The 21,372-nt window shown below is 70.0% G+C and carries 24 protein-coding genes; 8 read left to right on the top strand and 16 right to left on the bottom strand.

The window, feature by feature from the left end:
* Positions 1 to 104: 104 nt before the first annotated feature.
* Positions 105 to 2,243: a protein-disulfide reductase DsbD family protein gene (locus tag EZ216_RS17045; RefSeq protein WP_135250988.1), complete on the bottom strand. Its 2,139-nt coding sequence runs from the start codon at positions 2,241 to 2,243 to the stop codon at positions 105 to 107.
* Positions 2,244 to 2,284: 41 nt separating this feature from the next.
* Positions 2,285 to 3,025, bottom strand: a complete 741-nt coding sequence (locus EZ216_RS17040) for an alanyl-tRNA editing protein (protein ID WP_135250987.1) — start codon at positions 3,023 to 3,025, stop codon at positions 2,285 to 2,287.
* Positions 3,026 to 3,087: 62 nt separating this feature from the next.
* On the opposite strand from EZ216_RS17040, the gene EZ216_RS17035 reads away from it, so the two are divergent.
* Together EZ216_RS17035 and EZ216_RS17030 are read left to right on the top strand one after the other, a co-directional pair.
* Complete coding sequence (locus EZ216_RS17035) at positions 3,088 to 4,401, top strand: PQQ-dependent sugar dehydrogenase (protein WP_135250986.1); 1,314 nt, start codon at positions 3,088 to 3,090, stop codon at positions 4,399 to 4,401.
* Positions 4,402 to 4,435: 34 nt separating this feature from the next.
* A complete protein-coding gene (locus EZ216_RS17030) occupies positions 4,436 to 4,837 on the top strand; it encodes an FKBP-type peptidyl-prolyl cis-trans isomerase (RefSeq protein WP_135250985.1) in 402 nt (133 codons plus the stop codon).
* Here the strand turns inward: EZ216_RS17030 and EZ216_RS17025 are convergent, their stop codons facing one another.
* Entirely contained in the window at positions 4,838 to 5,458 is a 621-nt protein-coding gene (locus EZ216_RS17025; RefSeq protein WP_167772946.1) for a class I SAM-dependent methyltransferase, read from the bottom strand.
* Positions 5,459 to 5,496: 38 nt separating this feature from the next.
* On the opposite strand from EZ216_RS17025, the gene EZ216_RS17020 reads away from it, so the two are divergent.
* Positions 5,497 to 6,267, top strand: coding sequence for a glutathione S-transferase family protein (locus EZ216_RS17020; RefSeq protein ID WP_239024421.1), 771 nt, complete (start codon positions 5,497 to 5,499; stop codon positions 6,265 to 6,267).
* On the opposite strand, the gene EZ216_RS17015 is transcribed toward EZ216_RS17020, so the two are convergent.
* Together EZ216_RS17015 and EZ216_RS17010 are read right to left on the bottom strand one after the other, a co-directional pair.
* On the bottom strand, positions 6,268 to 7,059 hold the full coding sequence (locus EZ216_RS17015; RefSeq protein WP_167772945.1) for a DUF3047 domain-containing protein: 792 nt from the start codon (positions 7,057 to 7,059) through the stop codon (positions 6,268 to 6,270).
* Between the two features lie 123 nt (positions 7,060 to 7,182).
* Positions 7,183 to 7,656: an Lrp/AsnC family transcriptional regulator gene (locus EZ216_RS17010; RefSeq protein ID WP_135250981.1), complete on the bottom strand. Its 474-nt coding sequence runs from the start codon at positions 7,654 to 7,656 to the stop codon at positions 7,183 to 7,185.
* A 105-nt stretch (positions 7,657 to 7,761) separates the two neighbouring features.
* Between EZ216_RS17010 and mdeB the strand changes: the two genes are divergently transcribed.
* The 4 genes from mdeB to EZ216_RS16990 all read left to right on the top strand — a co-directional run bounded on the left by mdeB (position 7,762) and on the right by EZ216_RS16990 (position 12,896).
* Positions 7,762 to 10,377, top strand: a complete 2,616-nt coding sequence (mdeB, locus tag EZ216_RS17005; protein ID WP_135250980.1) for an alpha-ketoglutarate dehydrogenase — start codon at positions 7,762 to 7,764, stop codon at positions 10,375 to 10,377.
* Positions 10,378 to 10,406: 29 nt separating this feature from the next.
* Complete coding sequence (locus EZ216_RS17000; protein WP_135250979.1) at positions 10,407 to 11,312, top strand: alpha/beta fold hydrolase; 906 nt, start codon at positions 10,407 to 10,409, stop codon at positions 11,310 to 11,312.
* 22 nt (positions 11,313 to 11,334) lie between these two features.
* The gene (locus EZ216_RS16995) at positions 11,335 to 12,171 is read left to right on the top strand and encodes a creatininase family protein (RefSeq protein ID WP_135250978.1); all 837 of its coding nucleotides are present in this window, start codon (positions 11,335 to 11,337) and stop codon (positions 12,169 to 12,171) included.
* An 86-nt stretch (positions 12,172 to 12,257) separates the two neighbouring features.
* Positions 12,258 to 12,896, top strand: a complete 639-nt coding sequence (locus tag EZ216_RS16990; protein ID WP_135250977.1) for an MBL fold metallo-hydrolase — start codon at positions 12,258 to 12,260, stop codon at positions 12,894 to 12,896.
* A gap of 59 nt (positions 12,897 to 12,955) precedes the next feature.
* On the opposite strand, the gene EZ216_RS16985 is transcribed toward EZ216_RS16990, so the two are convergent.
* The 4 genes from EZ216_RS16985 to EZ216_RS16970 form a co-directional block, all read right to left on the bottom strand.
* The gene (locus tag EZ216_RS16985) at positions 12,956 to 13,174 is read right to left on the bottom strand and encodes a KGG domain-containing protein (protein ID WP_135250976.1); all 219 of its coding nucleotides are present in this window, start codon (positions 13,172 to 13,174) and stop codon (positions 12,956 to 12,958) included.
* Between the two features lie 166 nt (positions 13,175 to 13,340).
* Positions 13,341 to 13,715, bottom strand: coding sequence for a thioredoxin family protein (locus EZ216_RS16980; protein ID WP_135250975.1), 375 nt, complete (start codon positions 13,713 to 13,715; stop codon positions 13,341 to 13,343).
* A gap of 30 nt (positions 13,716 to 13,745) precedes the next feature.
* Positions 13,746 to 14,276: a GNAT family N-acetyltransferase gene (locus EZ216_RS16975; RefSeq protein ID WP_239024420.1), complete on the bottom strand. Its 531-nt coding sequence runs from the start codon at positions 14,274 to 14,276 to the stop codon at positions 13,746 to 13,748.
* A gap of 30 nt (positions 14,277 to 14,306) precedes the next feature.
* A complete protein-coding gene (locus EZ216_RS16970) occupies positions 14,307 to 14,978 on the bottom strand; it encodes a histidine phosphatase family protein (protein WP_135250973.1) in 672 nt (223 codons plus the stop codon).
* 155 nt (positions 14,979 to 15,133) lie between these two features.
* On the opposite strand from EZ216_RS16970, the gene EZ216_RS16965 reads away from it, so the two are divergent.
* Positions 15,134 to 15,574 carry a DUF6496 domain-containing protein gene (locus EZ216_RS16965; protein ID WP_135250972.1) on the top strand — a complete coding sequence of 147 codons (441 nt, stop codon included), beginning with the start codon at positions 15,134 to 15,136 and terminating at the stop codon, positions 15,572 to 15,574.
* 32 nt (positions 15,575 to 15,606) lie between these two features.
* Here the strand turns inward: EZ216_RS16965 and EZ216_RS16960 are convergent, their stop codons facing one another.
* Genes EZ216_RS16960 through EZ216_RS16930 form a run of 7 tightly spaced genes read right to left on the bottom strand, consistent with a single transcriptional unit; the run spans position 15,607 to position 21,274 of the window.
* The gene (locus tag EZ216_RS16960) at positions 15,607 to 15,936 is read right to left on the bottom strand and encodes a hypothetical protein (protein WP_135250971.1); all 330 of its coding nucleotides are present in this window, start codon (positions 15,934 to 15,936) and stop codon (positions 15,607 to 15,609) included.
* A 43-nt stretch (positions 15,937 to 15,979) separates the two neighbouring features.
* The gene (locus EZ216_RS16955) at positions 15,980 to 16,981 is read right to left on the bottom strand and encodes a threonine dehydratase (protein WP_135251114.1); all 1,002 of its coding nucleotides are present in this window, start codon (positions 16,979 to 16,981) and stop codon (positions 15,980 to 15,982) included.
* 5 nt (positions 16,982 to 16,986) lie between these two features.
* The gene (locus EZ216_RS16950; RefSeq protein ID WP_135250970.1) at positions 16,987 to 17,670 is read right to left on the bottom strand and encodes a VOC family protein; all 684 of its coding nucleotides are present in this window, start codon (positions 17,668 to 17,670) and stop codon (positions 16,987 to 16,989) included.
* On the bottom strand, positions 17,667 to 18,527 hold the full coding sequence (locus EZ216_RS16945; RefSeq protein ID WP_135250969.1) for a PhzF family phenazine biosynthesis protein: 861 nt from the start codon (positions 18,525 to 18,527) through the stop codon (positions 17,667 to 17,669). Before EZ216_RS16945 ends, EZ216_RS16950 begins: the two co-directional genes overlap by 4 nt.
* 16 nt (positions 18,528 to 18,543) lie before the next feature.
* Positions 18,544 to 19,164, bottom strand: coding sequence for a glutathione S-transferase family protein (locus EZ216_RS16940; protein ID WP_135250968.1), 621 nt, complete (start codon positions 19,162 to 19,164; stop codon positions 18,544 to 18,546).
* Positions 19,161 to 20,369 carry an aminotransferase-like domain-containing protein gene (locus EZ216_RS16935; protein ID WP_135250967.1) on the bottom strand — a complete coding sequence of 403 codons (1,209 nt, stop codon included), beginning with the start codon at positions 20,367 to 20,369 and terminating at the stop codon, positions 19,161 to 19,163. The genes EZ216_RS16940 and EZ216_RS16935 overlap by 4 nt, the downstream gene beginning before the upstream one ends.
* Positions 20,366 to 21,274, bottom strand: coding sequence for a DMT family transporter (locus EZ216_RS16930; RefSeq protein WP_135250966.1), 909 nt, complete (start codon positions 21,272 to 21,274; stop codon positions 20,366 to 20,368). The genes EZ216_RS16935 and EZ216_RS16930 overlap by 4 nt, the downstream gene beginning before the upstream one ends.
* Positions 21,275 to 21,372 lie beyond the last annotated feature (98 nt).

Here is a 21,372-nt window from a genome sequence, read left to right as displayed (position 1 = left end):
CCTCTCCTGATGTGCTTGAGGGCGCAAATGATGCCCGCGATTCGGGGGCGTGCCCGCGCCGCGGGTGGCCCAGCGCGTGAAGAAGTTCCGCGACCGGCCGGTCTTCAGGGGCGGGCGATGGCCGAGCGCACTTCGGCCACGCTCAGCACTTCGGTCAGCACCTGCGGCGCGCTGCCCTTGCGATAGAGCACGTAGACCGGCACCCCGCTGCGGCCCAGCGAGGCCAATGCCGCGGTGATGGCGGGATCGCGCCTCGTCCAGTCGGCGCGCAGCAGCGCGACGTTGGCGCGGCGGAAGTCGCCCAGCACGTCGGCGTTCGAGAGCGTCGTCTTCTTGTTGTATTGACAGGTGACGCACCATGCGGCGGTGAAGTCGACGAACACCGGCTGGCCCGCGCCCACCAGCTGGTCGGCCTTGGCGGTCGACCAAGGCTGCCAGTCGCCTTCGGCCTGCGTGGTGGCAGCCGCCGGCGGCTGGGTCAGCAGCGGACCGGCGGTCCACGCCACAGCCGCCAGCGCCGCCACCGCGGCCGCCGACAGCAGCAGCCGCGCGCGGCCATTCAGCGTCAGGGTCCACACCAGCAGGCTGAGGGCCACCAGCAGCGCGAGCAGCGCGCCCGCGCCGTCGATGCCGCTTTGCTGGCCCAGCACCCACACCAGCCAGGCGACGGTGGCGAACATCGGGAAGGCCATCAGCTTGCGGAAGATGTCCATCCACGCGCCGGGGCGCGGCAGCACGCGCGCGATCGCCGGCAGCGCGCTGGCCGCGAGGTAAGGCAGGGCCATCCCCGCGCCCAGGCAGGCGAACACCAGCAGCGCCTGGAACGCCGGCAGCGTGACCGCCAAACCGAGCGAGGCGCCCATGAAAGGCGCGGTGCAAGGCGATGCGATGGCGACCGCCAGCACGCCCGAGAGAAACGCGTTGGCGACCGGATGCCTCGCTTCCATGGATGCCACCGACGAAGGCAGCATGGAGCCGAACTCGAACACGCCCGCGAAGTTCAGCGCGATGAGCGTGAACAGCGCGGCCAGCCCCGCCACCACCAGCGGCGACTGCAGCTGGAAGCCCCAGCCCAGCTGTTCGCCCGCGGCGCGCAGCGCCAGCATCAGCCCGCCCAATGCGAGGAAGGCGATCACGACGCCGGCCGTGTAGGCCAGCCCCGAGATGCGATGCGCGCGCGCGTCTTCCGAATGCGTCGCGAAGCCCACCACCTTGATCGCCAGCACCGGGAAGACACAAGGCATGAGGTTGAGCACCAGGCCGCCGAGCAGCGCGCCCAGCAGCGCGGCGACCAGGCCGATCGGCGGCGCGGCGGGCGCGCCGGTGTTGCTGCGCAAGGCATCCTGCAGTGCGGGCGACACCGTCGCCGCGGCGCTGACCTGCGGCCAGGTGCCCGAGACGGCGAGTTCGGCGCGCCAGCCTTGCGCGCCTTCGGCCAGCACCACGGGCATCACGGTGGGGCTGCCGCTGCGCTGCGCCGACAGCGGCACGTGGGCGTGCCACACCGCGCCCTTCCACTCCTGCGTCCAGGCACCGGCGCTCTCGATCACCTCCGGCGTTTCGGGGAAGAACTGCAGCTGCTTGCCGCGCGCCTGCACCGGCAGTCCCTGCACCTGGATGTCCAGCGCGTCACCCGCGACGCGCGCCACGCTGGGCGGGATGGCGCCGCCGGGCACCTTCGGCAACTCGCGCGGCTGGGCATTGGCCGCGGCTTCGAACGCCGCGCCATTCAGCGCGGTGGACCCACGAACCGGGATGCGCAGCGTGAAGTCGCCTTCTTCCGGGATGCATTCCTGCCGGCACACCAGCCAGGCGGCATGCGCCTTCACTTCCAGGGAGTCCGCAAGGGGCGACGGCTTGAAGTCCGGCGACACCGTCAGCGGCACCGGCAGCAGCACCGTGCCTTCGTAACCGTAGTTGGCCAGCGTGCCGATGGGGATCTTCTTCGGCACCGGCCACTGGATGTCACCCGCGGTGACGCCGGGCGGCAGCGTGAACTGGATCTGCGTGGGCAGCCCCGAGTCGCCCGAGTTTTTCCAGTAGGTGTGCCACTCGGGCTGGTGCGCCAGCTGCAGGCCCACCAGCAGCGGCTGCCCCGGCTGCACGCCCTGGGGCGCGTACGCCATCAGCTCGGCGCGCACGCGCTCGGTGGTGACCACGGACTTGCCGGCACCCTGCGCGGACGCGCCCAGGCCCAGGGTGAGCAGCCACGTGGCGAAAAGGCAGCGCAGGAAAAAGGACATGGTGCTGTCGGAGCCCAACCGTGGCCTGAAGTTCCGCGCGCTCAGGCGAAGCCCAGCACCACGCGGCGCGTGGTGGCTGATTTCTTCTCGATCCTGGTGACGACCACGCCGCCGATCTCGGACGTGTTGGCCACGTGCGTGCCGCCGCAGGGCTGGAAGTCGATCAGGGCATCGGCGCCCACGCGGATGGTGCGGATGCGGCCCGTGCCTCGCGGGGGCTGCACCGACATGCTCTTGACCAGCGCCGGGTTGGCGTCCAGCTCCTCGTCGGTGATGGAGCCCACGGCGACGGGGTGCGCCGCGGCCACCAGGCGCGCGATGCCCTGCGTCAGCGCGTCCTTGTCCAGCGGGTCGGTCATGTTGAAGTCCAGCCGCGCGTACTCGGGCGTGATGGAGCAGCCGTTCACCAGTTGCGGCACCAGGTGGCACAGCAGGTGCGTGGTGGTATGGAAGCGCATCAGCTTGTGGCGGCGGTCCCAGTCGATGCGCGCGGTGACGCGCTGGCCGGGTTGCAGCGTGGCCAGCAGGGCTTCCTGCCCTGCCGCGGGCACGTGCCAGATGCCGCCGGTGGGCTGGCCCTGCTCGTCCTTGGCCTTGCGCGTGTCGGCGATGGAAAGCGTGCGGCCGTCGGCCAGCACCAGCACGCCGCTGTCGCCGGCCTGGCCGCCACCGAGCGGGTAGAACACGGTGCGGTCCAGCTCAAGGCCATGCTCGTTGACGGAGCGCATCTCGGCGTCGCATTCGCGCAGGTAGCCGTCGTCGCGGAAGAGCTCTTGGGTCATCCCCGGATTGTCGCGGTTTCTCCCTACAGCCCGTCCGCGCGCCGCGCCCGACACTGCCCGGGATGAGGCTTCACTGGATCCCCCTGGCGGCCGTCGCGGCACTGACGGCATGCAGCGGACTCGCGCAGTTGCCCGAGTCCAGCACCGTCGGCCCTTCGCCGCAACTGCCCGCGCCGCAGCAGAGCCTGGTGCCCACGGTGCACATCGCGCCCGCCGAAGGCTGGCCGGAGGGCGCGATGCCCAAGGCGCCCGCGGGCTGGCGCGTGACCGCGTTCGCGCGCGGCCTGGACCACCCGCGCTGGCTGTACGTGCTGCCCAACGGCGATGTGCTGGTGGCCGAGACCAACAAGCCGCAAGTGCCGGAAGACCGGAAGGAAAAGGGCTTCAAGGTGTGGGCGCAAGGGCTGGTGATGAAGCGCGCCGGCGCGCAGGTGCAAAGCCCCGACCGCATCACGCTGCTGCGCGATGCCGACGGCGACGGCGTGGCCGAAACGAAGTCGGTGTACCTGGAGAAGCTGCATTCGCCTTTCGGCATGGCGCTGGTGGGCGGCCAGCTGTACGTGGCGAACGCCGATGCCATCGTGAAGTTTCCGTATGCCGCGGGCCAGCAGCGCAACACCGCGGCGCCCACGCCGGTGACCGACCTGCCGGGAGGCCGCAACCACCACTGGACCAAGAACATCCTGGCCAGCCGCGACGGCCGCAAGCTGTACGCGACGGTGGGCTCCAACAGCAACGCCGCCGAAGGCGGCATGGGCATCGAGGAAGGCCGCGCGGCGATCTGGGAGGTGGACCTCGCCAGCGGGCAGAAGCGCCAGCTCGCCGGCGGCATCCGCAACCCGAACGGCCTGGGCTGGGAGCCCACGACCGGCGCGCTGTGGACCGTGGCGAACGAGCGCGACGAGCTCGGGGACGACCTGGTGCCCGACTACCTGACGTCGGTGAAGGACGGCGCGTTCTACGGCTGGCCCTGGAGCTACTGGGGCGCGCACGTGGACGACCGCGTGCAACCGCCGCGGCCCGACATGGTGGCCAAGGCCATCGCGCCCGACTACTCGCTGGGCAACCACGTCGCGCCGCTGGGCATGGCGTTCTCTGACGGCAAGCTGCCCGCGCCTTTCGCCAGCGGTGCTTTCGTCGGCGAGCACGGCTCGTGGAACCGGCGTCAGTTGTCCGGCTACAAGGTGGTGTTCGTGCCGTTCGCGAACGGCAAGCCTTCGGGCGCGCCGGTGGATTTCCTCACCGGCTTCCTCAGCCCGGACGGAAAGGCCTTCGGCCGGCCCGTGGGCGTGGTGCTGGATGGAAAGGGTGGCGTGCTGGTGGCCGACGACGTGGGCAACGCCGTCTGGCGCGTGGCGCCGCAGGCGGCGCGCTAGAGTGCGGGGTTTCGATCCTTTCGGGAGTCCCATCTTGCGTTCGCTTTTCATCGCCGCTTCTCTCGCCTTCATCGCCTCCGCTGCCGCCCACGCGGCCGAGCCCGTCAAGACCGCCAGCGGCCTGGTCTACGAGTCCCTGAAGGAAGGCAGCGGCGAATCGCCCAAGGCCACCGACGTGGTGCGCGTGAACTACCGCGGCACCTTCCAGGACGGCCGCGAGTTCGACAGCAGCTACAAGCGCGGCGAACCGGCCGAATTCCCGCTGAACCGCGTGATCCCCTGCTGGACCGAGGCGGTGCAGAAGATGAAGCCGGGCGGCAAGGCCAAGCTGACCTGCCCGCCCGAGATCGCGTACGGCTCGCGCGGCGCGGGTGGCGTGGTCCCGCCGAACGCGACCTTGAACTTCGAGGTCGAGCTGCTGTCCGTCAAGCGCTGATCACGTTCGCCGGAGAACCTGCTCCCAGGCCATCTTCGGCTTCGCGTACCGCAGCACCTGCCGTTCTTCGCGGTTCACCTCGGTCCATGCGGCCGGGGTGAACAGCCGATCCAGGTCGGCCGCATCGAAAAACCGTTTGAAGTCCGCGTAGTGCGCGTCCTGCCGGAAGTAGTGCGGCTCGACCTCCGTGCCTTGCATCGCGCCGTGATCCACGTCGTTGGTCGAGTTCACGCGGCATAGCAGCAGGCCGCCCGGACGCAAGCAGCGGCGGATCTCCGCGACGGCGGCCACGGTGGTGTGCCAGTCGAAGTAGTGCAGGCACAGGCTCGCGACCACGACGCCGAAGCTCGCATCCGCGAACGGCATCGGCTGCCGCAAATCGTGCAGCAGCAGCGCGGCGCGCGGTGCGGCCACCGAGCAGCGGCGCAACGCGTCCTCGGCGATGTCGGTGCCGATCACCTCGAACCCCTGCGCCAGCAGCCACGCCGTGTCGCCGCCGGTGTCGCAGCCCAGTTCCAGCACCGGCGTGCCCGCGGCGGCCGCGCGCATGGCGGGCAGCCAGTGCTCCATCCAGCGGTCGGCCTGTGGGCCATGCATCTGCGCACAATCGGGGTCGGTCACGGCGCGAGTGTCGCACCGTGCGCATGGAGATCGGCACGATGGCATTCCGGTACGTGAGCGTGGAAGAAGCGGTGCAGGCTCCCGGGCTGCGCATGGTGGTGGTGGGCGGCGTGCCCAGCCCGTGGGGCGAAGCGGCCAAGGGCATCTTCCACGTCAAGAAGCTCGATTGGCTGGCGGTGCGCCTGGACTACCAGAGCGACGCGATGAAAGCCTGGGCGGGCCAGCGCAGCGGGCCGGTGGCCATCCACGGCGAAGAGGCGCCGCGCGACCGCTGGATCGACATCCTGATGCTGGCCGAGCGGCTGGCCCCTTCGCCTTCGCTGCTGCCCGCCGACCCGGCGGATCGCGTGCTGGCCATCGGCTTGTCGCACGAGCTCATGGGCGAGCGGGGCCTGTGCTGGTCGCGCCGCTTGCAGCTGGTGCACATGGGCCTGGCGGAGCAGGGCGGTTTCGTGCCCCAGGTCGCGCAGTACCTCGCGCGCAAGTACGGCCACACGCCGGATGCGGGCGGGGCCGCGACGGCGCGCGTGGTGTCGCTCCTGCGGATGCTGGCGCAACGACTGAAGGCGCAGCAGGCCGCCGGCAGCCGCTACCTCGTGGGCGCCGCGCTGACCGCGGCGGACATCTACCTGGCCGCCGGGCTTGCGTTGTTCCGCCCGCTGGGTGCCGACCTCTGCGCGATGAAGCCCGACACGCGCGCGGCTTTCGAGACGCCCGATGCCCAGACCGATGCGGCCCTGGACCCGGTGCTGGTCGAGCACCGCGACCGCATCTACCGCGATCACCTGGTACTGCCCCTGGCCCTGTGATCAGGCGGCAGAAAGAGTGATGTCGCCGTACCAGGCCTGCAGCTCGATGTGCAGGTCGTCGCTGTCGGTCAGCACGCCGGCGTTCAGCAGCGGCCCGGGCTCCTCGCCGAACACCTGCTGGTAGTCCTTCGCGGCGTCGCGTTCGTACGAAAGCCATTGGCCGGCGCGCGCGGCGCCGCTCTCCACCACCAGGTAGCGGATGCGCTGGGTGCGCGCGTTGCTCACCACCGTGCCGACCGGCAGCCTGGCGTCCCAGACGTACATCAGCGTCGCATAGGGCAGGCGGTGGCCGGTGAACAGTTCGACCAGTTCGTAGAAAGCGCGGTCGCGGTTGTTCAGCGTGGTGTGGTCGCCGTCGAAGCCCAGCGCCACCCGCGCCGGCGAATCGTCCGTGTCGCGCTCGCCCACGCACAGGCCGTCGGGCACGCCGGCGACCTGCCAGCTCCAGCGCAGCTTCGGCGTGGCGACCGGATCGCCCACGCAGCCGCAGCGAAGGCCCGATGTGCCGCCCGTGCCGCTGGCGGCGTGCAGCACGCGGCGCCCGTCCAGCGCCGATACGCGGTAGTCCGTGCGGGGCAGGTCGCGGCGCAGCACGTACGGCTCCCAGCCGGGCGGCAGTTCTCCCAGCTCTTCGGCAGTGGAAAACGGCGCGATGCCGCCCCGCGCCGCGGGTGACGACTGGGGCGCCGCGCAGCCGCCAAGCCCGAGGGCGGCCACGGCGCCGGCCATGCCGAGCAGTTGCCGGCGCGTGGGCATGCGTGCGGCATCGGGATAGGAAGACTCGTGGGCCATGGCGCGCGGCAGTATCCGGTTGGGGCAAGTCGCAGGCATGACATCAGCCGTCATGTGCGGTGGGCCGCAAGGTTAGGGCGCCGCGAAGGCGAAATCAGTCCGCCGAAAGCAGTAGTCCGGCGCTCAGGAAGTCCGCTTCGGCAAGGGCAGCGCCGTCTTGTAGCGAACCTGCTTCAGCGCGAACGAGGAGCGGATCTTCTCGATGCCCGGGATGGGCGTGAGCTGCTCCAGGATGAAGCGTTCCAGCGCCGCGATGTCGGCGACGGCCACGCGGATCAGGTAGTCGCTGTCGCCCGTCATCAGGTAGCACTCCATCACCTCGTCGTGCTCGGCGATGCGCTGCTCGAACTCGGCCAGCGATTCGCGCGACTGCGCCTTCAGGCTGATGTTGATGAAGACGTTCAGGCCCAGGCCGACCGCCTTGGGGTCCGCCAGCGCGACATAGTGGCGGATGACGCCGGCGTTCTCCAGCGCCTTGACGCGGGCCAGGCAGGGCGAGGGCGAGAGGTGGACGCGCCGCGCCAGCTCCACGTTGGTGAGCGAGCCGTCCTGCTGCAGTTCCGCCAGGATGCGCAGGTCCAGCGCGTCCAGTTGCATGTCATGCCTTGAAAGTGTCTATATGCAGAATTTTATGCGGCCAAGCTCATCCGGGCGACAACATTCGACACCCGATTCCGCGCGGGGCGGCCTACAGTGGCGCGCATGACCGACCACAGCCTCTCCCGCTTCCTGCTCGCCCCGGGTGCCGACACCGACCCCGGAGAAACCGCCGAGTGGCGCGAGGCGCTGCAGACGCTGGTGGCGCACGAAGGGCCGCAGCGGGCGCGCTTCATCCTCGACCAGCTGGCCGCCATCGCGCGTTCGCCGCAGGTGGGCTGGTCGCCGGAACTGGTGACGCCCTACGTCAACACCATCCCGGTCGAGCAGCAGCCGCCTTTTCCGGGCGACCTGGCCATCGAGGAGCGGCTGGCGTCGCTGATGCGGTGGAACGCGCTGGCCATGGTGGCGCGCGCCAACAGCGCGTACGGCGAGCTGGGCGGGCACATCGCCAGCTACGCCAGCGCGGCGGACCTGTTCGAAGTCGGCTTCAATCACTTCTTCCGCGCGAGGAGCGGCGCGGATGGCGGCGACCTGGTGTTCTTCCAGCCGCACAGCGCTCCCGGTGTCTATGCGCGCGCGTTCCTCGAAGGACGGCTGGCCGAAGCGGACCTGGCGCACTACCGTCAGGAGATCGCCGCGCCGCAGTCCGGCGCGCGCGGGCTTTCCAGCTACCCGCACCCGTGGCTGATGCCGGACTTCTGGCAGTTCCCGACCGGGTCGATGGGCATCGGGCCGATCAGCTCGATCTACCACGCGCGCTTCATGCGCTACCTCACGCACCGCCAGCTGCTGGATTGCGGCGGCCGCAAGGTGTGGGGCGTGTTCGGCGACGGCGAGATGGACGAGCCCGAGAGCATGAGCGCGCTGACGCTCGCGTCGCGCGAGAAGCTGGACAACCTGGTGTGGGTGGTCAACTGCAACCTGCAGCGGCTGGACGGCCCGGTGCGCGGCAACGGCCGCATCGTCGACGAACTGGAAAAGCTGTTCCGCGGCGCGGGCTGGCACGTCGTGAAGCTGCTGTGGGGCAGCGACTGGGACGGCCTGTTCGCGCGCGACGTCACCGGCGCGCTGGTGAAGGCTTTCGCACACACCGTGGACGGGCAGATGCAGACCTTCGCTGCCAAGGACGGCCGGTTCAACCGCGACACGTTCTTCGGCCAAAACGATGCTCTGGCCGCGCTGGCGCAAGGCATGACCGACGAGCAGATCGACCGCCTGAAGCGAGGCGGCCACGACCTGGTGAAGATCCACGCGGCGTACCACGCGGCCGCGCGCCACGAGGGGCAGCCGGTGGTGATCCTGGCGCACACCAAGAAGGGCTACGGCATGGGCGCGGCGGGGCAGGGCCGCATGACCACGCACAGCCAGAAGAAGCTGGACGAGGCCGCGCTGCTGGAATTCCGCAACCGCTTCAACCTGCCGATCTCCGACGAGCAGGCCAAGACATTGGCGTTCTTCAAGCCGGCCGAGGACAGCGCCGAGCTGAAGTACCTGCACGCCAAGCGCCAGGCGCTGGGCGGCTACCTGCCCAAGCGCGAGACGAAGGCGCCTGTGCTGCCCGTGCCCGCGCTGCAGTCGTACGCGCAGTTCGCGACGCAGGCGGCCGGCAAGGAGATGTCCACCACGATGGCTTTCGTGCGCCTGCTGGGCAACCTGCTGAAGGACCCGCAGCTGGGCCCGCGCATCGTGCCCATCGTGGCCGACGAAGCGCGTACTTTCGGCATGGCCAACCTGTTCAAGCAGGTGGGCATCTACTCCAGCGTGGGGCAGAAGTACGAGCCGGAAGACATCGGTTCGGTGCTGTCGTACCGCGAGGCGCTGGACGGTCAGATCCTGGAAGAGGGCATCAGCGAAGCCGGCGCCATCGCCAGCTGGACGGCCGCGGCCACCAGCTACAGCGTGCACGGCTTCCCGATGCTGCCGTTCTACATCTACTACTCGATGTTCGGCTTCCAGCGCGTGGGCGACGCCATCTGGGCCGCGGCCGACCAACGCGCCCGCGGCTTCCTGCTGGGCGCCACCTCGGGCCGCACCACGCTGGGCGGCGAAGGCCTGCAGCACCAGGACGGCAGCAGCCACCTGGCCGCCGCGACCATTCCCAACTGCAAGGCTTACGACCCCGCTTTCGCCGGCGAGATGGCGGCGATCATCGACCACGGCATGCGCGAGATGCTGGTGGAGCAGCAGGACGTCTTCTACTACCTGACGCTGATGAACGAGAACTACGCCCAGCCGGACTTGCCGGAAGGCGCGGTGCAGGGCGTGGTGCGCGGCGGTTACCGCTTCGCGGCCTACGGCGAAGGCGAGCCCAAGGTCACGCTGCTGGGCTCGGGCGCGATCCTCACCGAAGTGATCCAGGCGGCGCAGCAGCTGGCCGCCGAAGGCATCGCGTGCGAAGTCTTTTCCATCACCAGCTGGAGCGAGCTGGCGCGCGATGGACTGCATTGCGAACAGCGGGCGATGCGCGGCGAAGGGCACACCACGCCGTACCTGCACACGCTGCTGGGCGACTCGCGTGCGCCCATCGTGGCCGCGACGGACTACGTGCGTGCGGTGCCGGAAGCCATCCGTGCGCACCTGCCGCGGGGGCGGCGATACCTCACGCTGGGCACCGATGGGTTCGGCCGCAGCGACACGCGCGCCGCTTTGCGGCAGTTCTTCGGCGTGGACGCGGCCAGCGTCGCGCAGGCCGCGCGGCACGTGCTGAACGAAGGGTAGTCGCGCGGTTTGTGGCACGCTGCGGCGGCATGAGCAACCTGACTCCTTTGCGCACCATCGCGGCCGGCGTGCTGGACGTCGCGTATTTCGAAACCGGGCCCGCGGACGGGCCGCCGGTGTTCCTGATGCACGGCTTCCCGTACGACGTGCACGCGTATGCGGAAGTCGCGCCGCTGCTGGCGAAAGCCGGCTGCCGCGTGATCGTTCCCTACCTGCGCGGCTATGGGCCAACGCGCTTCCGCGATGAGGCCACGATGCGCTCGGGCGAACAGGCGGCGCTGGGCGCCGACCTGCTGGCGCTGATGGACGCGCTGGCCATCCCGCGCGCGGTGCTGGCCGGCTACGACTGGGGCGGCCGCGCATGTTGCGTGGTCGCGGCCCTGTGGCCGGACCGCTGCGCGGGCCTGGTCTCGTACAACAACTACAACATCTTCGACCACTCGAAGGCGCTGGTGCCCGACACGCCGGAGAACGAGCAGAAGCTCTGGTACCAGTACTACTTCCACTCGGAGCGCGGCCGCGAAGGCCTGGCGCGCGACCGGCGCGCGTTGACGAAGCTGTTGTGGCGCACCTGGTCGCCGACCTGGAAGTTCGACGATGCGACGTTCGAGCGCTCGGCCGCCGCTTTCGACAACCCGGACTTCGTGGATGTGGTGATCCATTCGTACCGCCACCGCTTCAACCTGGTGCCGGGCGATCCCGCGTATGCGGACATCGACCTCCGGCTGGCGGCGCAGCCGGCCATCGCCGTGCCCACGATCACCTTCGACGGCACGGACGACGGCGTGCGGCCGCCTTCACCGGCCTCGGTGCATGCGCACCGCTTCACCGGGCCGCGCGAGCACCACATCGTGCCCGGCGCGGGGCACAACCTGCCGCAGGAGAACCCGGCGTTGTTCGCCGGCGCGGTGCTGAAGCTGGTGCGGGGCCGCTGAAGCGCGGACTAAGATGCGCGCCATGTCCCTTCCTTCGCGCTTCTGGGCCGACTTCGGCACCCGCGATTTCGCTCGCATGGCGGCTTTGCCCGACGCCGCGAACGCGGTCGCGGTGCTGCCCGTCGCCGCGATCGAGCAGCACGGCCCGCACCTGCCGGTGAACGTGGACCAAGTGCTCGTGGACGGCGTCGTCGCGGCCAGCCTGCCGCACCTGCCCGCACAGCTGCCGGTGCTGTTCCTGCCCACGCAGGCCGTCGGCCGCAGCACCGAGCACATCCGTTTCCCGGGCACGCTGACGCTGTCGGCGGAAACGACCATCCGGCTCTGGACGGAGATCGGCGAGTCGGTCGCGCGCGCCGGGCTGAAGAAGCTGGTGCTGTTCAACTCGCACGGCGGGCAGGTGAGCGTGATGGACATCGTCGCGCGCGACCTCCGCACCAAGTGCGGCCTGCTCGTGTATTCGGCCAACTGGTACGGCCTGCCGCTGGGCGACGAGGTCAACGGCCTCTTCTCGCGCGAGGAGCACCGCTTCGGCATCCACGGCGGCGACATGGAGACGTCGATGATGCTGGCGCTGCGCCCCGAACTGGTGGACATGGCGCAGGCGCGCGATTTCCGCTCCACCTCGCAGGACCGCGCGGCGAAGTACCCCATCCTCGGCAATGGCACCAGCGCCAAGCTGGGCTGGCAGATGCAGGACTACCACCCGGCGGGCGCGGCGGGCAACGCCACACTGGCCACGGCGGAGAAGGGCCGGCAGGTCGTCGAGGCGGCGGGGCGGCAGCTCGCGCTGCTGCTGCAGGAAGTCTCGCAGCTGCCGCTGTCCACGCTGGTGGACCAACCGCAGATCCCGCGCTGACGCTTCGGGCGCGAGCCCGGCGGCAATCGCGCCCTACCGATCCCGGGCCCGCGCGCCGATGGCGGGCCGCGCGGAATAATCGGGCCATGCTGCACTACAGGACGATCCCCGTCACCGCCTTTGCCCAGAACTGCTCCCTCGTCTGGGACGACAAGACGAAGCGCGCGGCCATCATCGATCCGGGTGGCGACCTGGACGAACTGCTGGAAGAGGTGCAGGCACTGGGCGTGACGCTGGAGCAGATCTGGCTGACGCACGCGCACATCGACCACGCCGGCGCCACCGGCGAACTGGCGCGGCGGCTGCAACTGCCGATCGTGGGCCCGCACCAGGGCGACCAGTACTGGATCGACGCGCTGCCGGAGCAAAGCCGCATGTTCGGGTTTCCACAAGCCGAGGCGTTCACGCCCACGCGCTGGCTGGAAGACGGCGACACGGTCAAGCTGGGCGCGCACACGCTGCACGTGCGGCATTGCCCGGGCCACACGCCGGGGCACGTCGTCTTCCACTCGCCGGAACTGCAGCGCGCCTTCGTCGGCGACGTGCTGTTCGCCGGCAGCATCGGCCGCACGGACTTCCCCGGCGGCGACCACGGCACCCTCGTCCGCAGCATCACCGAACGCCTGTGGCCCATGGGGGACGACACGGTGTTCATCCCGGGCCACGGCCCGGAAAGCAGCTTCGGCCGCGAGCGGCGCAGCAACCCTTTCGTCGGAGGCACCTGAAGACAGGCCAAAAAAAGGCCGCCTCGCGGCGGCCTTCGGGCAGGCGCATCGCGCCGGTCTCACATGGAAGAAGACTTCTTGCGATTGGCGCTGCGGGCCATGCCGCCCTTGCGGCCGGCCTCGCGGGCTTCTTCGGAAGTGAACTCGTGGGCCGTGCCCTTTTCGTGTGCCGCCTTGCCGCCTTCGCTGGCGATCTGGCGCTGGCGCTCGGGATCCATCGAAGCGAAACCGCGGTTGGACTTGCCGCTGTTCAGGCCGCTCTGGTTGTTGGAAGCCATCTGGTACTCCTGAAAAAAAGGCTTGGGAAGAACATGGGAGCTGTTTCGCGCCCGCCATGCGAAAGATTGGGCGGGCAAAGCCGAGGAAGCCTCGTCAGGGCGCTCTGGTGCGTGCTGTAGGACTTGGCCTTGCTGGGTTACATCCCGGCACGGCCTGTATCGGCTGCTAGCTTTTTCGGAGCAACAAGGGTGCGATGCGCACCAGCAGCGCGTGTGCTTCCGCAGGGGTTTCGCGGCCCGCGCGAGGGTCGTCGCGCAGCGATTCCAGCAGCCGCGCGACCTGCGCGGCCGAAGGTTGGACGGGGCCGAAGAAGCGCGCCCGGCCGTCCTGCGCGACCAGCAGCGTGGGGAAAGTCTCCACGTCCACGTCGCCCATGGCGTCGGCCTCGTCCTCGATGTCGATCCAGCCGAAGCGCACCTGCGGGTGCTGGGCGGAGAGCTCGTCGAACACGGACGTCCATTCGCGGCAGACGCCGCACCAGGCGGCGCACAGGCAGATCACCTGCCAGCCGGGGCCCTCTTCGCGTGGCGACTCGGTCATGCGCGGCAGTCTAGCAACGCGGGTGCGGCCTCACAGGTGCTTGTAGAAATAGGTGGTGGAGCAGGCGGGGCCGTCGGGCATCAGCGCGTAGTTGGGAATATCTCCCACGGCCTGCCAGCCGCTCCGTTGGTACAGGCGGTACGCATCGCCGTGCGTCACGGCGTCGAGCACGAGCACCGTGCGGCCCTCACGCACCGCTTCGCGCTCCGCCGCTTCCAGCAGCCTTTGCGCGAGACCCTGGCGCCGCGCGCTGCTGTGGACCTGCATCTTCGCGAGGTCCGCGCGGTGCGGCTGGTTCTCGGGCAGGTCCAGGATGAGCTGCACCGTGCCGGCGATGCGGCCATCGGGCGCCTGCGCGACCAGCAGCACGCGGTCGCCGCGCACCACCGCGTCGGCCACGCGGGTCCAGAAGGCGAGCGCCTTTTCGCGCGTGATGGGCAGCATGAACCCGACCGAAGCGCCGTGTTCCACCACGTCCACCAGCAGGTCCGCCAGGCCTTCGATGCAGCCGCGCGCTTCGTGCGGCGCGACCCGTCGCACCACGATGTTTTCCATGCCCATGACCGCCTCCTGTGCCGGAGGCAGTATGGCTCAGGCGTAGGTCACCCAGTCGCGCAGCTCCGGCGCGTCCAGGTGGGGCAGGGTGTTGAAGGTCACCAGCATGTGCCGCTTGGGCGTGAACGCGAACTCGGTGACCGCGGTGTTGCGGATGCGCAGGTTCAGCTCGATGGTGGTTTCCGGGCTGGTGCCCAGCACGTGCCCCACCGCGGTGGAGATCGGGCCGCCGCTGGTGACGATGAGCACCTTCTGCCCGTAGTGGTTGGCGCGCACGTGGTCCAGCGCGCCGGCCACGCCGGCGACGAAGTCGCCGTACGCCGGCATGCCGCGCGGGCTGGTGGTGCCGGCCATCCATTGCGCCAGGCCGTCGCGCAGCAACCGGAAGTGGTGGCGGTACATCTCGGGCGAATCGGGCTTCTTCAGCGGCTCGGGGTGCACGGCGGCGATGACCGCTTCGCTGTCGTATTCGTTCAGGCCTTCCCAGGACAGGTGCTCGCCCGCCCGGTTCATGCCCTGCAGGATGCCGGCCAGCGTCTGCTTGTGGCGGCGCAAAGTGCCGGCGATGAGGCCGTCGAAATGGATGCCCTGGTGCGCGAAGTACTCGCCCAGGCGAACGCTCTGGCGGTGGCCCAGCTCACTGAGCTGGTCATAGTCGTCGGCGCCGAAGGAGGCCTGGCCGTGGCGCACGAGGTACAAGGTTCCCATGCGCCGATTCTGGCGACGTCGCGATGCGCGGCGGTCCCGCGCGTGACTGGCGCGGCGCGGATCGTCACCTACGCGATAACGCGGCGCATTCCTTCAGGAGGGCATGGCTCAGCCGTGTTGACATCCCCGTTTTCCGTCCAACAACAGGAGTCCCCATGGCACGCTATGGCAAGAAGTCGCAAGACAAGGTCGAGGAAACGATGCACGAGCTCAAGCACGGCGAGCTCAAAAGCGGGTCCGGCAAGAAGGTGACCAGCCGCAAGCAAGCCATCGCCATCGGCCTGTCGGAAGCGCGCAAGGAAGGGGACAAGGTGCCGGCGAAGAAGGGCACCGCCAAGAAGAGCACGGCGAAGAAGAGTGCGGCCAGGAAGTCGTCGCCGTCCCGCAAGACGGCCGCCAAGAAGGCGCCGGCGAAGAAGTCCGCGGCTCGCAAGCCGGCGGCGAAGAAGACGACCGCACGGAAGACCACCGCGCGAAAGACGGCGCCTGCGAAGAAGGCCACCGGCCGCAAGACCGCCGCGAAAAAGACGACGGCACGCAAGAGCACGGCCCGCAAGACGACCACCAAGCGGCCGGCGCGCAAGTCGTCGAAGTAAACGGAAGGGAGAGGGCGGCGCAGCCGCCCGGGTCACGCGCGGCGCGCGGGCTTGACCGAAGGCGCGGTGCCGGGCTGCGGCTGCTGCGTACCTTCTGTGGCCGGGACGCCGCCGACCGGTACGCGGCCGCGGATGTGGCTGCGTGCCAGCAGTTCGGCACTGGCCATCGCGGCTTCGGGCGTGTCGAATAAGCCACCGCCGCACAGGTGCGCGCAGCAGTCCGGTTCCTCGCACAGCGTGGCCAGCCAGAAGCTGCCCGGCCGGGCGCAGCACACCTTGGCGAACCCGAGGTAGCGGCCGCTGATCTCGTTGGCGGAACTGGCGACGTAGTAGCCGTCGAACGGCCCGGTGACTCGGTCCATGCTCAAACTCCCGCGCCCCTGGGCGCTGCGTGGGAGGGCCACTCTAGACGGAGAGCGCCGACGCCGGTGTAGGACGGGGCTGACGCTGTGTCAGAACGCGAGCGAACACGGGGCTGTCCACGTTGCCCCCGGTCAGCGCGACCCCGATGGTGCGGCCGGCCCAGCGCTCCTTGCGCTGCAGGGCGGCCGCCAGCGCCGCGGCGCCGGCGCCTTCGGCCACGTTGTGGGTGTCGTGGAACAGGATGCGCATGGCCTCGGCCACTTCGTCGTCGGTGACCGCGACGATGTCCTCGGCTTCCCGCAGCACGATGTCCAGCGCTTCCTGGTCGGCGATGCGGCAGGCCATGCCGTCGGCCAGTTCGGTGGTGACGGGCGCCTCGCGCACCTGGCGTGCCCGGAAGGAGTCGAGGTAGGTGGTCGCGTGGGCGGACACCACGCCCACCAGCTTGCTGCGCGCGCCGGTGAACTCGCGCGCGGCCGCGGCGGCGCAGAAGCCCGAGCCCTGGCCGATGGGCACGAACACCACGTCGGGTGCGGCGCCGGGCGCGAAGCTCTCGAAGAATTCCAGCCAGTAGGTCATCACGCCCTTGATCAGGCCGTGGTGGAACGAGGGCACCATGTGCAGGCCCTGCTCGCGCGCGAGAGCACCCGCATGTTCGCGCGCCGCCTGGAAGTCTTCGCCATGCTCCACCAGTTGCACGCCCAGCGTGCGCATGGCCGTGTTCTTTTCGGTCGAATTGCCGTGCGGCACGACGATGGTGGCTGGCAGCCCGTGCAGCCGGGCGGCGAAGCCGACCGACTGGCCGTGGTTGCCGCGCGTGGCGCTGATCACACCCGCGGGCCGGCCCTCGCGCACCAGCTCCTCGAAGTACGTCAGGCCGCCGCGCACCTTGAAGGCGCCGGCCGCCGTGTGGTTCTCGTGCTTCACCCACACGGTGGCGCCCAGGCGGTCGCGCAGCATGGGCCAGGCGTACTGCGGCGTGGGCGACAGGTGGGCGTAGACCGTGCGGCGCGCCGCGTCCACTTCTTCGCGCGCGAAACGCATCGTCATCAAAGTCCTTTCGATTGCAGCCGAACCGGCTCGCCAGGGGTGTTCAGCGCGGCGCAAAGGTTGGCCGGGCCTTCCTTGACCGCGAGGCTTTCGAGCCCGATGGCCTCGAAAGCCTTGGCCAACAGCGCGGCTTGCGGATGGCGCACGCCGGCGCCGCGCAGCGTGACGCCGGACTCCGGCAGCGAATGCGCTGGGTGCGTCTCGCCCCACTGGATAAGCGTGGGCAGGCACCCGTCCAGCAAACGCTGGCCGTCGCGGCGGATGGTGATCTGCCATTGCAGCAGGCCGCGCGGCGTCATGCGGCTGGCTTCCACGATCTCGCCGCGGTCGATGCCCAGCTTCGCCCATGCGTCCACGGCCGTGCGCAGGTCCGGCACCTTCACCACCCAGTGGATCAGCCGGGGACCTTCGTCGCGCAGCGCGGACTTGACGGCGGGCTGGTCCAGGTCGAACCACCGCGCGCGCCCGTCCTGCGGCTGCGCCGGCGGGTTGTGCGCGATGATTTCGAGATACGCACAAGGGAAGTCGACGGTGGCGATGCGCATCAACTGGTTGTGCGTGCCCATCAACGGGTGCTGGCCGCCGGGATTCGGCTCGGCGCCCAGCGTCTTGCGGCTCCACGCGGCGCCCTGGGCCAGCGTGTCGGCACCGATGACGAGGTGATCGATGCGTGCTGCGGTCATAACCTCGCCTGGCCGTCTATGCAAGTGACCGATTGGCCGCCGATCCACAGCTCGGCGCCTTCGCGCTGCACGTGCACGCGGCCGGCGCGGCCCAGCGCCGTGCCTTGCGCGGCGACATAGCTGTCGCCGGCGTAGCCGGCGCGCGTGAGCCACTGCGCCAGCGCGGCGTTCAGGCTGCCGGTGACAGGGTCTTCCACCGTGCCGTTGCTGCTGGGGAAGAAGGCGCGCACTTCGAAGGCACACTCGTCCCCCGCCGTGCGCGGTGCGACCACGCCGACCTTGGCATGCGGGCCGGTGACGCCGACGAACAAGCCTTCGAGCACCGCGCCATCGGGTTGCAGCTTGAGCACCTGCCCGGCGCTGCGCAGCATCACGCCGCGCCAGCCGGGGCCGTTGTCGCACCAGGCATGGTCGACGATGTCTTCCCGCGCGATGCGCAGGCCGCGGGCGATCAGCTGCAGGTCGGCTTCGTCCAGCGGGCCCGACTTGCGCAGCGGCGGCGCGGCGAAAGCCAGGCGTTCGCCATCGCGGCGGATGTTCACCAGGCCGATGCCGCATTCCTGCACGACGTGTTCACCCTTGGGGCGGCCGCCCGCTTCCAGCCACGCATGGCAGGTGCCCAGCGTCGGGTGGCCGGCGAACGGCAGCTCCTGGCTGGTGGTGAAGATGCGCACCTTGTAGTCGGCCTTGGGGTCTTCGGGCGGCAGGACGAAGGTCGCTTCCGACAGGTTGGTCCACCTGGTGAAGCCTTGCATCTGCTCCGTCGTCAAACCCTTGCCGTCCAGCACCACGGCAACAGGGTTGCCCAGGTAGGGCTTGGCGGTGAAGACATCGACTTGCTTGAAGGGGCGGTTCATCGTGGACTCTCGTTTTTCAGGACAGGGGAAGGTCGAGCACGCCGCGAGCGGCGGGCAGGGCGAGCATGCGGTCGTACCAGGCGTCAAGGCGGGGCCGCTCGCGCCATGCCAGCGGCAGCCCGCGCCAGCGGTGCATTTCGCAGGCGATGGGCACGTCGGCCACCGTGATCACGTCGCCGGCCATGAAGCGGCGGCCTTGCAGGTGGCCTTCGAGCAGGTCCCACAGCGGCTCGGTGGCGATGATGGACTGGTCGACCAGCTTCTGGTCGCGCTGCGCGGCCGGCGTGCGGATCAACTGCACGAAGGCATTGCGGCCCGCGCCGTTCAGCGTGGTCTGCTGCCAGTCCATCCAGCGTTCGGCATCGAAGCGGCCGCGCAGGTCCTGCGGGTAGAACGCGCCGTTCGAATACCTGGCGCCGAGGTAACGCACGATGGCGTTGGATTCCCACAGCTCGAAGCCGTCGTCGTCCAGCAGCGGCACCAGCGCGTTCGGGTTGCGCGCCAGGTAGCCGGGCGTGCGCACGATGCCGAACTCGCCGCCGGCGTCGATGCGCTCGAAGCGCAGCCCCAGGTGCTGCAGCGTGAAAACCGCCTTGCGGACGTTGATGGACGAGATGCGGCCCCAGAGCCGGATCACGCCCCGCCTCCCGCCGCCTGGCGGATGGCTTTCGCCAGCGCGGCGATGCCACGGTCGATCTGTTCCACCGTGGCGGTGACGAACGACAGGCGCAGCGTGCGCAGGGCTTCGGGGTCGTTCTCCCCGCCGGCGTAGAAAGCGGCGCCCGGCACGAAGGCCACGCCCAGGTCCACCGCCTTGGGCAGCAGCGTGACCGCGTTCATGCCGCGCGGCAGGCGCGCCCACAGGAACATGCCGCCGTCGGGCGAATTCCATTGCACGTCCAGGCCGGCCATCTCGCGGTCCAGCGCGGCCAGCATGGCGTCGCGCTGCGAGCGGTACAGGGCGCGGATGCGCGGCACGTGCCGGTCGAGGAAGTCGCCTTCCACCACCTGCGCGGCCATGCGCTGGTTGAAGCTGGGGCTGTGCAGGTCGGCCGCCTGCTTGGCCTGCAGCAGCTTGGGGTACAGCGCGGGCGGCGCGACCAGGAAGCCCAGGCGCAGGCCGGGGGCCAGCACCTTGGAGAACGAGCCCAGGTAGATGCAGCCTTCGGGGTTGCGGGCCGTCAACGGCGCGGGCGGCGGCTGGTCGAACCACAGGTCGCCGTACGGGTTGTCTTCGATGATGGGCACGCCCAGGCGCGCCGCGGTCTTGGACAGCGCGGCGCGGCGCTCTTCGCTCATCGTGCGCCCGGTGGGGTTCTGGAAGTTGGGCAGCAGGTACAGGAAGCGCGCGCCGGCGGCCTTGGCTTCGAAGTCGTCCAGAGCCAGGCCTTCGCTGTCGCTGCCCACGCCGACCACTTCGGGTTCCATCGGCGTGAAAGCCTGCAGCGCGCCCAGGTAGGTGGGCGTCTCGACGAGGATGCGCGAGCCCGCGTCGATCAGCACCTTCGCCACCAGGTCCAGGCCCTGTTGCGAGCCCGTGGTGATGAGCACCTGCGCCGGGTCGACCGTCCAGGGCAGCTGCGCGGCCACGCGCTCGCGCAGCGGGCCGAAGCCTTCGCTGGCGGCATACTGCAGCGCGCCCGGGCCGTCGTTGGCCAGCACCTGCGCGCTGGCCGCGGCGAATTCCTTCACCGGGAAGGTGGCGGGCGAGGGCAGGCCGCCGGCGAAGCTGATGATGCCGGGGCGTTCGGTGACCTTGAGGATCTCGCGGATGACCGAGGGGTTCATGCGGTTGGCGCGGCGCGCCAGGGTCCACGGGGCGGGCAGGTCGTTCGGTTTCATGCGGTCTCCTGGGAAGCAAGGGGTCGTACCGGCATCTTCTTGCCGATGAACACGGTGGCGATGACGGCCACGGCGAAGGCGAGTGTGACGGCGTCGAGCGTCTCGCCCAACAGCGACACGGCGAAAACCATGCTGAGGAACGGCTGCACCAGCTGCACCTGGCTGACGCGCACGGTGCCGCCCATGGCCAGGCCGCGGTACCAGGCGAAGAACCCCAGCCACATCGAGAACACGGCGACGTAGCCGAAGGCCCACCAGGCGGACGGCTGCACGGGCTGGCGCGGCATGGACCACCACGCCAGCGGCAGCGTGAGCGGCAGCGACAGCACCAGCGCCCAGCAGATCACGTGTTCGGCGCGCATGCGCTGCGACAGGCGCGCGCCGTACCCGTAGCCCACCGCGGCGCAGACCATCGCCGCGAGCAGCAGCATGTCGGCGGGATGCAGCACCGTGCCCGTGCCGGCCTTGAGCAGCGCGAAGCCGACCACCAGCGCGCTGCCCAGCGCGGCGCACAGCCAGAAGCCGCTGCTGGGGCGCTGGCGGTGCAGCCACGCGCCGACCAGCGCGGTAGCCAGCGGCAGCACGCCGACGATCACGCTGGCGTGCACCGCCTGCACGTAGCGCATGGCGATGGACGTGAGCAGCGGGAAACCGAACACCACGCCGGCGGAGGTGATCACAAGCGGCACCCACTCGCCGCGCCGCGGCCAGGGCGCGCGGCTGGCGACCAGGAAGGCGGCCGACAACATCGCCGCGACCACGGCGCGCCCCAGCGCGATGAACACGCCGGACATCTGCGGTGCCTCGGGCGTGCCGACGGCCAGCCGCGTCATGGGCAGCGTCAGCGCGAAGATGGTCACGCCCACCAGGCCGAGCCAGAGGCCGCGCACTTCCTGCTGGTTCATGCGCGCGCCTCCGCGCGCCGCGCCGGGCAGATGGTCGCAAGGGTGGGTTGCGTGGGCATGGCGGTCACTGTAAGCTCGCTCGCCAGTACACTACCAAT

It is taken from the genome of Ramlibacter humi, from assembly GCF_004681975.1.
In the GTDB taxonomy this organism is placed as follows: domain Bacteria; phylum Pseudomonadota; class Gammaproteobacteria; order Burkholderiales; family Burkholderiaceae_C; genus Ramlibacter; species Ramlibacter humi.
The sequence above is the reverse complement of the archived record's forward strand: the minus strand, read 5'-3'. Positions and strand labels throughout refer to the sequence as shown.